Source organism: Algoriella sp., assembly GCF_036647415.1.
Lineage (GTDB): Bacteria > Bacteroidota > Bacteroidia > Flavobacteriales > Weeksellaceae > Empedobacter.
Genome location: NZ_JAVXKG010000014.1, coordinates 56,452 through 66,587 on the forward strand (window position 1 = coordinate 56,452; position 10,136 = coordinate 66,587).

Sequence of the window (10,136 nt, forward strand, 5' to 3'; positions counted from 1 at the left end):
ACGGCTTTTTTATTTTTATAAATTTCATTTTTCAGTTTTAATTGGTAAATTTATTACTTTATCCAAATCTCCATTTTCGCTATAATTATAAATAAATCCAAATTCAAAATTTTGGCGAAGATATTTTTCAATCTTAATTAATCGATTATCTCTATAAAATCCTATATAATAAGCGTTTTTAAAGTTAGTTGAATCTTTCATTTCAAACTCATCATATAGATATAAAGGATGAGAATATCTACCAAAACCATAGTAATATTTTTTAACCATTGGGCTTTTAGAATCTATTTTATCTTTATTTTGAAAATTTCTTTCTGTTTTATTACAACTAAATATTAATAAAGTAATAAGAATGTATAAAAATTTAATCATATCAACAATGTTAACAAGTTTAAATTTATAAAAAAGCTCCAAAAAAATGGAGCTTATATTTGTATTTTTTATTTTGTTTTCTTTATTGCTTCTTTCATTGGTTTTACAACCTCCGTAACACTTTCTATTTTTGTTGTCTCTTGTAATGATTTTGTAGGACTTTCATTTCCTCTGTGGCACATAACACATGTTACAACATTGATTTGTTCTGGATTTTTTGCATTATTCCAATTGAAATTCTTTGCATTTAAATCACGAGTCATCACAATCATGTGACGTGCAAATTCTTTTTCTTTTTTTGCATCACTCGCAAAATCCATCTTTTTTGTTTCTGGATTATCGGCATGGCAAAAATTACATTTTACTCCTAATGCTGTGTTATAACCGCGCATTAATCCTTTTAAACTATCTTCTGATATATTTTGCGGCAAAACTTTTAAGTTTTTCCATTGCGAATCAGATACTTCTTTTCCTGTGTCAACTTGGCGTGAAGTTGTAAATGAAAAAATACTAAACAGAAGTGCTATTACACCTAATGAAGCAATTATTTTTTTTGTTTTCATGTTGTCTCTTTTTGATTAAGACAAGTTAAAACAATTATTAATCTTAATTATTGATCAATAAAATTTGGATTAATTTTAAATAACTTCTTTATTTCTTTTATTTACAGATAATTAAAAACGCCACACTAAAATTCTAGAGATTTTATTCCCTTGTTGCATATTCACGATTTTGTAATCTCTTACTTTTTCACGTTTCAAAACACTTTCTAAACTATGTAAATTTTCTTTGCGCGAAACTAATGTAGAAAACCATTTCACTTGATGTTTAAATTCGGCACTTTCTTTTATCATTTTAGTGATAAATAAGCGTTCTCCTCCTCTACACCAAAGTTCAGAATTATTTCCACCAAAATTTTGAATTGGTTTCTGATCCGTCTTTTGTCCAAGATTTTTTAGTTTACGCATCGTTTGTTGCATCACTTCTTGATTTGATTTGAAGAATGGAGGATTACACATCGTCATATCAAATTTTTCGCCTTGCTTTATAATATTCTTAAAAATATTACTTGGATTATATTGTAATCTTATCTCAACTTTATTTCGTAAACGTGCATTTTTACGTACAATTGTTTCTGCATTTTTATGTGATTCGAAATCTAATTCTGCTCCAACAAAATTCCAATCATATTCGTAATTTCCAATAATAGGATAAATACAATTGGCACCAACACCCACATCTAAAACTTTCACCTCTTTTCCACGAGGAATAACTCCGTCAAAACTTTCTCCTAAAATATCGGCAATGTAATGTATGTAATCTGCACGTCCAGGAATTGGCGGACAAAGGTTATCTTTGGGTAATTCCCAATAATCAATATCGTAATATGTTTTCAGTAACGCTTTATTTAAAGCCTTTACAGCTTCACGATCAGAAAAAGTGATTGTTGGTTCGTTTTCTTTATTTGGTTTGATATATTTGGAAAGTGGCAGATAAATTGCACACAATTTTTCAAAATTATAAGGCGCTAAATGTCGATTGCGCGAATGTAATTTTTTCAACTTACTCTTATTTTCAGGAGTACTCATTTTAAAAATATTTTTACAAAAATAGAACAACCTTTGCAGTTTTATACAAAGGTTGTTACGGATTCGTTTATTTTATTTGTTTTTGTAAGTGATTAATCTGTTTCAAAAGATGATCTATAACCTCTAAACCTTCGATATTTACGCCTAAATCATAATGAAACTGAATAAATTTTTCTACAAGTTGTAAATCATCTTCATCTATAAAAAATTCTTGATTACGTTCATGTAAAATAACCAATCCATTTTGATACAAATCTATCACAAATTGAGGTTCAATTTTATGAAATTGACTAAACTGAATAACTGATATTGTTATATTTTCCATGATTTAAACTTTTTTGATTGAACGTAATTTCTCAAACAATTCTTTTTCTTCCATCGATAAATTTGTCGGAATTTTAATAGAAAAAGTCACGTACAAATCTCCAAAATGATCAGCTTTTTTATAAATCGGCAAACCTTTTCCTTTTAGTTTTACTTTTTTATTATTCTCAGTTCCTTCTTTTACAGGTACTTTTACTTTTCCATTTAATGTATCAATCAGCACTTCGCCTCCTAAAATTGCATCATACAAATCGACCTCAACAATTGTATACAAATCTGCTCCTTGCGTTTCGAACTTTGTGTTATTGTTTATATGAAACGTAATATACAAATCTCCATTTGGTCCATTGTTATAGCCTTTTCCACCATAACCTTTTATCTTGATAGTTTGTCCGTCTTCTACTCCCGCAGGTATTGTAATACGAATATTTTTACCATTAACAGTTAACGTTTGTTTCTGATCGACCAAAACATCTGTTAAGTTTAATGTCAAAGTAGCATTTACATCTTGACCTTTATATCCAGTTGATCTACTTCTTCCTTCGGGTCCGAACATAGATCCAAAAAAGTCCGAATAACCATCAAAATCATCAAAACCTTCAGCTCCATTAAAATCGTTTCGCGAATAATTTTGTTGCTGTTGTTGACGAGCTTTTTCATACTCTTCACCATGTTGCCAATTTTCACCGTATTTATCGTATTTCGCTCGTTTTTCTGGATCGCTTAAAACTTCATTTGCTTCATTTAATTCTTTAAATTTTTGTGCAGCCTCATCGTTATTTGGATTTAAATCTGGATGAAGCTTACGCGCCAATTTTCGATATGCTTTTTTTATCTCATCTTTTGTTGCCGTTTTTGGCACGCCTAAAATTGTATAATAATCTATAAATGCCATAATAATCAATACGTTTTATTATCTAATTTAATCAAAAAAAAGACCATTCTTAGTATAAAATTTATAAAAAATGTTTAATTTTTCTTAAATCAGAATAATTTAATGATTTGACAACAATGTAGTCAAATAACTAAATATTAATTAAAAATAAATACGAATAATTTAAATAAATATATTATTTTCATAGTATAATTATGATCTATGTATAAGAAAAACATTTCTAAAAATATATTATTAGGAGCCGCAATTGGAGATGCATTAGGTGTTCCTGTCGAATTTAAAAGTAGGGAAACACTAAAGGATAATCCAGTAACTGATATGATAGGTTTTGGAACGTACAACATGCCTCCTGGTACTTTTTCAGACGACAGTTCGCTTATGTTTTGCTTAGCAGAATCACTTTGTAATGGTCTTGATTTGAATGATATTTCAGAAAACTTTCAGAAATGGATGCACGAAGGATATTGGACAGCAGACGGTGAAGTTTTTGATGTTGGTATTTCCACACGCAAAGCAATTAATAAATTACGTGTCGTAAAAAAACCTACAGAGGCTGGATCTACAGCCGAAACTGACAATGGAAATGGCTCATTAATGCGAATTTTACCTTTGGCAGTTTATCTTAAAGATTTATCAATTGATGAACGTTGCAAAATTATAAAAGACGTTTCATCTATAACGCATGCACATAATCGTTCGGTTTTAGCCTGTATTTATTATGTTGAATTTGCCTTAAATTTATTAGAAGCTGAATCTTTAGAAGAAGCTTATTTGAATACGAATTTTTGGTTAAAAATATATTTAGAAACAAATGATGAATACCAAACTGAATATCCGTTTTTTAAACGAATTTTAGATGGAGATTTGATTACACTATCAGAAGATGAAATAAAATCGACTGGTTATGTAATTGACACATTAGAAGCTGCAATTTGGTGTTTATTACACACAACTTCTTATCACGAATGCGTTTTGAAAGCTGTAAATCTTGGAAATGATACCGACACAATTGCATGCGTAGCAGGTGGAATTGCAGGTATTTATTATGATTGTGAATCGATTCCGAAACATTGGATTGATCAATTAGCTAGAAAAGATGATATTTTAAATTTAGCATATCGATTAAAAGAAAAATATGAAGAAGAGAATTGAGAAATCAATTCTTTTTTTGTTTTACAATAATCTTATAACTTCGTAAAAAAAGGTTTATGAAAGAATTTTTATTTTATATTATCATATTTACAACTACACTTAATGCGCAATACAATAAAGAAAATCAATCTGTTGATGTAATACCATATTGGAATAAAGACAATGTTTTAAAATATAAAATAATTGAAACAAAAATTACTCATAAACAAAATGATACAATAAATAAAAAATCAAATAGTTACGATTTAAAAATTTCAGTTTTAGATTCTACTGCTAATTCATACACCTTAAAATGGGAAACTAATCTGAATATTCCTGATGATAAACCTGAAATTAAGAACTATATAGATAAAAACTTAAAAGAACTTAATCAAATTCAAATAATTTATAAAACGGATGAATTTGGAACTGTTCAAGAAATAATTAACAAAAAAGAAATTAAAAAAACATATAAAAAAGTATTTGACTTACTGCTAAACAAAAGTAGTCTTGGAGAAAAAGAATTAAAAATGATTTATCAATTTATTGAGAATGATGAATATTTTAATAATTATTTGATGCAAGATTTGAATCAATTTCATTTGTTTTATGGATTAAGTTTAAATAAAACGGAACAAGAAGATGAAATTAATTTTACAAATCCTATAACGCAATCTCCAATGTTATTAAAACAACGTTATAGATTAATAAATATAGATGAAGAAAATGAAATTTATATTTTAAGCATGAGTCAAACTGTTGATGAAAATCAATTTTTAGAAGATTTTAAAACAAAATTTGGAAAAGATTTTGATAAAGATATTGCCAATCCTAATTTCAATATTAATGTATTATTGAAACAAACATTTAATAATTCAGGTATAATTTTAAATTCAACTTACAATACAGTTGTCGATTATGAAGGAACTACATCAACCAAACTAAAAGAGTTTATTTTAAAATAATTATTCAAATTCTTTGTAATTTTGTGAAATGGAAAATCAGAAAAATAATCCATTACACGGAAAACGTTTAGATGATATTATCGAAGAATTGGTGATTTATTATGGTGGTTGGGAAGGTTTGGGAAATCAAATAAACATAAAATGTTTTAATGATGAACCGAGCTTAAAATCATCGTTAAAATTTCTTCGAAAAACGGATTGGGCACGTACAAAAGTTGAAGAATTGTATCTCAAAAAAATTGCAAAGTAATGAGTGCAACCGTACTTGAAGAAAAGATTTTTATTGACGCTGAACTTTTAACAAATATAGAAGAAGAAAGTCAAGTCATTGTTCATTGTCAGATGGATGCAGACGAATATGCAAATGCTGCACGTATTTGGCCATCAACTTTTATTATTGATAATCAATCAGGTAAACGTTGTCGATTGGTTTTTTCGGACGGAATTACAATGTATCCAAATTGGACGTATATAGAAGAAGGTTCTTCGTTAAATTTCACTTTAATTTTCAATGGTTTACCAAAAAGTTGTAAATCGTTTGATTTGGTAGAAATTATACCACAAGCTGGTGGTTTTGAATATCGAAAAATTGCACGAAATAAAAGCGACGTTTATCACGTTAGTTTTTATGAATAAAAAATCTCCTTAAAAAATTAAGGAGATTTTTTTATATCATTTATTTTGAATTTGATTAAACTACACCAATATCATTTCTATAATATTCGTAATCAAAATGTATTTTTTTGATATTTTCGTAAGCCGTTTCACGCGCTTCATCTAATGTATTTCCTAATCCAACCACATTAATTACACGTCCGCCAGAAGTCACAATTTGTTCTCCCGAAAGTTTTGCGCCAGCAATAAAATTAGGACACGTTACATTTTCTAAACCACTAATCTCAAAACCTTTGTCATAATTTCCTGGATATCCTCCCGAAACCATAACGACACAACATGCGTGTTGATTTTTGAAATTCAAGTCAAAATCTTCGCCTTTTATTGCTTTATTTACAACGTCGAACAAATCATTTTCTAACAACGGTAAAGTTGTTTGTGTTTCTGGATCGCCCATTCTAAGGTTATATTCTAACAAATAAACACCTTTTGTCGTAATCATCAATCCAAAGAAAATAACACCTGCAAACTCTAATCCTTCTTTGATTAAACCACATTTTGTAGGTTCCATAATTTCTTCTTCAAACATCTTGAAATGTTCTTCCGAAAACAATGGATTTGGAGCAATAACTCCCATTCCACCAGTATTTAGACCAGTTTCTCCTTCGCCTATTTTCTTGTGATCTTTTGCCGAAACAAATGGAACAATTTTTTTTCCATTGAAAAACGATAAAATAGACGCTTCAAAACCTTCTAAAAACTCTTCGATAACAACTTCATTTCCTGCATCACCAAAGGTTTTATCTTCCATAATATCCAAAACAGCTTGTTTCGCTTCTTCGAAATCTTGGCAAATAATAACTCCTTTTCCTGCCGCTAAACCAGAGGCTTTTACGACAATTGGATACTCTTGTGTTTTCAAATAATCAATCGCCAACATTGGCCCTTGAAAATTCTTATATTTTGCAGTTTTCACACCATATTTATCCATAAAATCTTTGGCAAAAGCCTTAGAAGCTTCTAATTGCGCCGCTGCTTTATGAGGTCCGAAAACGTTAAGATTCTCTTTCTGAAAAATATCAACGATACCTTCTGATAATTCTGCTTCTGGTCCTACAAAAGTTAAATCAATTTGATTTTCTTTCGCAAAATCTTTCATTTCTTCGATTGAAGATATAGAAACATTTGTTCCGATTTGAGCAGTTCCTGCATTTCCTGGAATAAAAAACAAGTTTACATCTTGTCCTTTTTGTTTGAAATCTTCTGCAAATTTCCATCCAATTGCATGTTCGCGACCACCACTTCCGATGATTAAAATACGAATTGCGTCTTGAGAGTCTTGAGATATATTATTCATTATTGTTTTTATTTTAAATGAAAATTCTATTCTCGATACATTTTCTACGAAAACATTCGAATTGACGAATTTTCAAATTAGTACATTAACTAATTATAAAATTAGTGCATAAAATGTCTCATTCCTGTGAAAACCATCGGAATTTCGCGTTCATTACAAGCATCAATAGATTCTTGATCTTTGATTGATCCTCCTGGTTGAATAATTGCTTTAATTCCATTTTCTGCAGCATAATCTGCCACATCACGGAAAGGAAAAAATGCATCAGATGCTAAAACTAAATCTTCTTCGACTTTTTCTTTTGCACGAGCAATAGCTTGTTGAGCTGCCCAAATACGGTTAGTTTGTCCACCTCCAATTCCGTAAGCTTGACCATTCGTCGCTACAACAATTGCGTTAGATTTTACCCATTTTACAATTTTTTGAGCAAAAACTAAATCTGTCATTTGACGATCTGTTGGCTGAACTTCCGTTACAACTTTAAGATCTTGCGAAAATTGATTATCAGTAGATTGAACAATTAATCCGCCATCAACTTTTACATACGTTACTTTGTCCGAAACTGGATTTTTAACTTTTATGATGCGTAAATTTTTCTTTTGTTTGAAAATCTCTAAAGCTTCATCTGTAAACGAAGGAGCGATAACAATTTCTAAGAAAATTTTATTTAATTCAACCGCAGTTTTACCATCAACTTCTCTATTAAAAGCGATAATTCCTCCAAAAATTGACATTGGATCACATTCATACGCTTTTTGATATGCAATTAAAACTGAATCGCCAATAGCCACTCCACAAGGTGTAGAATGTTTTACGGCACAACATGTTATTTCTTCAAATTCTGAAACGACTTTGTAAGCCAAATCCATATCACGAATATTATTGAAAGAAAGTTCTTTTCCTTGTAAATATTCGAAATCTTTCATTGCACCATTTTTCGTTTTATCAACATAATAAGCCGCTTTTTGATGAGGATTTTCTCCGTAACGCAAATCCATAACTTTCTCGTAAGAAGATTCTAAGAACTGTGGAAAATCTTCATTCAAAAGATAAGTAGAAATTGCTGCATCGTAAGCAGAAGTTAAGTTGAACACTTTACCAGCGCATAATTTACGTGTTTCGATAGAAGTTGATCCATTCTCACGAATTTCGCTCATCACAATTTCGTAATCATTTACATCTGTCACAACCGTTACATCGTAAAAATTCTTTGCAGAAGAACGTAACATTGACGGTCCGCCAATGTCAATAAACTCAATCATTTCTGCTTCTGAAAGTCCTGTATTCATCTTTTCGAAAAATGGATAAAGATTTACAATGACAATATCGATTGGATTAATTCCGTGTTCTGCAATCGTATTCATGTGATTTTCGTCTGAACGACGTGCCATGATACCACCGTGAATAGCTGGATGTAGAGATTTTACACGACCATCTAAAATTTCTGGAAATCCAGTTACATCTTTTACTTCTGTAACTTCTATTCCGTTATCTTGTAAATGTTTGTAAGTTCCTCCTGTTGACAAAATTTTATAATCTTGTTCAACCAAGAATTTTGCAAATTCTAACAAATTTGATTTGTCAGAAACACTGATAAGCGCTTGTTTTTGCATTGTGTTTTAGTTTTTAAAGTTTGTTGTTTGTTTACTATTTTATTGGAAATGAAAAACCTCAATGTACAAGACATTGAGGCATTCTATATTTATTGTTCGCTGATTTGTTTGATTGCTTCTATAAAAATCTTACCTTCTACTTCAGCCACCTTTCGCTGCAAATCTGCTACTTCATCACCTTCTTCTATATCAAAAATTCCCTGACAAATAATTTGACCTTCGTCTACACCAGCCGTCACATAATGTACGGTTGCGCCTGATGTTTTTTCGCCAGCTTCTAAAACTGCTTTGTGAACTTTTGCTCCATACATTCCTTTTCCTCCAAATTTTGGTAATAATGCTGGATGAATATTAATCATTTTTGATCCCCATTTCGAAGTGAATTCTGGAGATAATATCGTTAGAAATCCTGCTAAAACAATTAAATCAATTTCTTCATCAATTAAATTATGTTCTGCATCTTCCGAAAAAGTTTTTCTATCTAAGACATAGGTTCTGATGTCTTTTTCTAACGAACGTTCTATTGCATAGCAATCGCGATCTGTCATTACCATCGAAATTTCGACATTTGGTAACGTACCATCTTCTATTGCATCAATAATATTTTGAAGATTTGTCCCGCTTCCGGATACAAATACGGCTATTTTCATTGTATTGTTTTGTGTGAAATGTGTTTGTTTTGCAAAGATAAGATTTTAGTTGGAGCAAGGCGAAAAATATAACTTGGATTTTATCTAATTTGAATGATATATTCAGAATAAAAACAAAAAAGGCTATCTCTTATCGAAATAGCCTTTTGAAATATTTTTTAGTGACTTTCTGTTCCGTCTACTCCGTGAGCGTGTCCATGAGACAACTCTTCTTCTGTAGCAGGACGTACATTAAGAATTTCTACATCAAAATTCAATGTTTTACCTGCCATTGGAGGATTTAAATCAGCAATAATAGCCTCATCTGTAACCTCAACAACTGTTGCACGAAATTGATTTCCTGCGTCATCTGTTAACGGTAAAAGCGCTCCAATTGGTGGCACACCAGATTCTTTGAACATATCTAATGGTAATTGAGCTACAGCTTCTTCAACACGAGCTCCGTAACCTTCTTCTGGAGAAATTACGAAAGATTTTTTATCACCTGATTGTAATCCTTGTAATTCAGCCTCGAATTTTGGAATCATCATTCCTGCTCCAGCTAAATAAGTTAATGGTTCTTCAGTATTAGATTGCTCTACAAATACTTTTTCTCCATCTGCTTCTATTGTATGTAAAACATAGT

The 10,136-nt window shown here is 30.4% G+C and carries 13 protein-coding genes; 4 read left to right on the top strand and 9 right to left on the bottom strand.

Annotated features, from left to right (window positions below; translation table 11 throughout):
- Positions 1–24 precede the first annotated feature (24 nt).
- The 5 genes from RSC72_RS07910 to RSC72_RS07930 all read right to left on the bottom strand — a co-directional run bounded on the left by RSC72_RS07910 (position 25) and on the right by RSC72_RS07930 (position 3,180).
- Positions 25–372 (bottom strand): hypothetical protein, encoded by a 348-nt coding sequence (locus tag RSC72_RS07910; RefSeq protein ID WP_332544106.1) that lies wholly within the window; start codon positions 370–372, stop codon positions 25–27.
- Between the two features lie 68 nt (positions 373–440).
- Entirely contained in the window at positions 441–935 is a 495-nt protein-coding gene (locus RSC72_RS07915) for a c-type cytochrome (protein WP_332544105.1), read from the bottom strand.
- A 111-nt stretch (positions 936–1,046) separates the two neighbouring features.
- Positions 1,047–1,961 (bottom strand): 23S rRNA (adenine(1618)-N(6))-methyltransferase RlmF, encoded by a 915-nt coding sequence (rlmF, locus tag RSC72_RS07920; protein ID WP_332544104.1) that lies wholly within the window; start codon positions 1,959–1,961, stop codon positions 1,047–1,049.
- A gap of 67 nt (positions 1,962–2,028) precedes the next feature.
- Complete coding sequence (locus RSC72_RS07925; protein ID WP_332544103.1) at positions 2,029–2,286, bottom strand: chaperone modulator CbpM; 258 nt, start codon at positions 2,284–2,286, stop codon at positions 2,029–2,031.
- A 3-nt stretch (positions 2,287–2,289) separates the two neighbouring features.
- On the bottom strand, positions 2,290–3,180 hold the full coding sequence (locus RSC72_RS07930) for a DnaJ C-terminal domain-containing protein (RefSeq protein ID WP_332544102.1): 891 nt from the start codon (positions 3,178–3,180) through the stop codon (positions 2,290–2,292).
- Between the two features lie 201 nt (positions 3,181–3,381).
- Between RSC72_RS07930 and RSC72_RS07935 the strand changes: the two genes are divergently transcribed.
- From RSC72_RS07935 to RSC72_RS07950, 4 genes are read left to right on the top strand one after another with little or no spacing between them, the layout of a single operon-like run.
- Positions 3,382–4,332 (top strand): ADP-ribosylglycohydrolase family protein, encoded by a 951-nt coding sequence (locus RSC72_RS07935; RefSeq protein ID WP_332544101.1) that lies wholly within the window; start codon positions 3,382–3,384, stop codon positions 4,330–4,332.
- Between the two features lie 56 nt (positions 4,333–4,388).
- Positions 4,389–5,276: a hypothetical protein gene (locus tag RSC72_RS07940; protein ID WP_332544100.1), complete on the top strand. Its 888-nt coding sequence runs from the start codon at positions 4,389–4,391 to the stop codon at positions 5,274–5,276.
- 28 nt (positions 5,277–5,304) lie between these two features.
- Complete coding sequence (locus tag RSC72_RS07945; RefSeq protein ID WP_332544099.1) at positions 5,305–5,526, top strand: VF530 family protein; 222 nt, start codon at positions 5,305–5,307, stop codon at positions 5,524–5,526.
- Positions 5,526–5,912 (top strand): hypothetical protein, encoded by a 387-nt coding sequence (locus tag RSC72_RS07950; RefSeq protein ID WP_332544098.1) that lies wholly within the window; start codon positions 5,526–5,528, stop codon positions 5,910–5,912. The genes RSC72_RS07945 and RSC72_RS07950 overlap by 1 nt, the downstream gene beginning before the upstream one ends.
- 55 nt (positions 5,913–5,967) lie before the next feature.
- Here RSC72_RS07950 and purD read toward each other — a convergent pair whose 3' ends face one another.
- The 4 genes from purD to RSC72_RS07970 form a co-directional block, all read right to left on the bottom strand.
- Positions 5,968–7,248 (bottom strand): phosphoribosylamine--glycine ligase, encoded by a 1,281-nt coding sequence (gene purD / locus RSC72_RS07955; protein WP_332544097.1) that lies wholly within the window; start codon positions 7,246–7,248, stop codon positions 5,968–5,970.
- A gap of 101 nt (positions 7,249–7,349) precedes the next feature.
- A complete protein-coding gene (gene purH, locus RSC72_RS07960) occupies positions 7,350–8,861 on the bottom strand; it encodes a bifunctional phosphoribosylaminoimidazolecarboxamide formyltransferase/IMP cyclohydrolase (RefSeq protein WP_332544096.1) in 1,512 nt (503 codons plus the stop codon).
- Positions 8,862–8,950: 89 nt separating this feature from the next.
- Positions 8,951–9,511: a phosphoribosylglycinamide formyltransferase gene (purN, locus tag RSC72_RS07965; RefSeq protein WP_332544095.1), complete on the bottom strand. Its 561-nt coding sequence runs from the start codon at positions 9,509–9,511 to the stop codon at positions 8,951–8,953.
- Positions 9,512–9,669: 158 nt separating this feature from the next.
- Positions 9,670–10,136 (bottom strand): FKBP-type peptidyl-prolyl cis-trans isomerase (locus RSC72_RS07970; protein WP_332578468.1); only part of this gene is annotated, 467 nt, incomplete at its 5' end.